This is a genomic window from Streptomyces sp. NPDC051172, from assembly GCF_040682555.1.
Taxonomy (GTDB): domain Bacteria; phylum Actinomycetota; class Actinomycetes; order Streptomycetales; family Streptomycetaceae; genus Streptomyces.
Window position 1 is genome coordinate 99,053 of record NZ_JBFBBE010000030.1, and the last position, 1,283, is coordinate 100,335.

Consider the following 1,283-nt stretch of genomic DNA (forward strand, 5'->3'; position numbering starts at 1 on the left):
TCCAGGGTCCCTACGACGCGGCCGCGCCGTACCTCGTGGGATCGGGCCGCTGTTGTTGTCAGTGACGTCACGTAGGCTCACAAGTGACAGAAAATGATGGACCGGCACTGATCCGTATCTGATCAGCTACGAGGGAGGGGGCCCAGGTGCTCATCGACACCTACGGCCGAGTGGCCACCGACCTGAGGGTCTCACTCACCGACCGGTGCAATCTGCGATGTACGTACTGCATGCCCGAAGAGGGGCTGCAGTGGCTGGCCAAGCCCGACCTGCTGACCGACGACGAGATCGTCCGCCTGATCGACATCGCCGTCACCTCCCTGGGCATCGAGGAGGTCCGCTTCACCGGCGGCGAACCCCTGCTGCGTCCGGGACTGGTCGGCATCGTCGAGCGGGTCGCCGCGCTGCACCCCCGCCCCCAGATGTCCCTGACGACGAACGGCATCGGACTGGGGCGCACGGCGACGGCCCTGAAGGCAGCGGGCCTGGACCGGGTGAACGTCTCACTCGACACCCTGCGCCCCGACACCTTCAAGACCCTCACCCGCCGGGACCGCCACAAGGACGTCATCGAGGGCCTTCAGGCCGCCCGCGACGCAGGCCTGACCCCGGTCAAGGTCAACACCGTCCTGATGCCGGGACTGAACGAGGACGAGGCCCCGGACCTGCTCGCCTGGGCGGTGGAGCACGACTACGAACTGCGCTTCATCGAGCAGATGCCCCTGGACGCCCAGCACGGCTGGAAGCGCGAGGGCATGGTCACCGCGGGCGACATCCTGGCCTCGCTGCGCACCCGCTTCGAGCTGACTCCGGAGGGTACGGACGAGCGCGGCTCGGCGCCCGCCGAGCGCTGGGTCGTGGACGGCGGCCCGCACCGCGTCGGTGTCATCGCCTCCGTCACCCGCCCGTTCTGCTCGGCCTGCGACCGCACCCGCCTCACCGCCGACGGCCAGATACGCACCTGCCTGTTCGCGCAGGAGGAGACCGACCTGCGTGCAGCGCTGCGCTCCGACGCCCCGGACGAGGAGATCGCCCGCATCTGGCGACTGGCCATGTGGGGCAAGAAGGCGGGAGCGGGCCTGGACGACCCGTCGTTCGTCCAGCCGGACCGTCCGATGTCGGCGATCGGCGGCTAGTGTTCCGGTCCGCAGATCCTGTCGCAGTAGCGGCAGATGCGGTCGATGATCTGGTCCGCGGTCTTGGTCCATCTGAAGGGGCGGGCCTGCTCGTTCCAGGTCTCGATCCAGTCCTCGAGCGCGGTCTTGAGCTCGTCGAGTGAGCAG

1 protein-coding gene is annotated in these 1,283 nt (G+C 68.7%); it reads left to right on the forward strand.

What is annotated here, in order from left to right:
- Positions 1-146: 146 nt before the first annotated feature.
- On the forward strand, positions 147-1,136 hold the full coding sequence (gene moaA, locus AB0N07_RS20280; RefSeq protein ID WP_365836829.1) for a GTP 3',8-cyclase MoaA: 990 nt from the start codon (positions 147-149) through the stop codon (positions 1,134-1,136).
- Positions 1,137-1,283 lie beyond the last annotated feature (147 nt).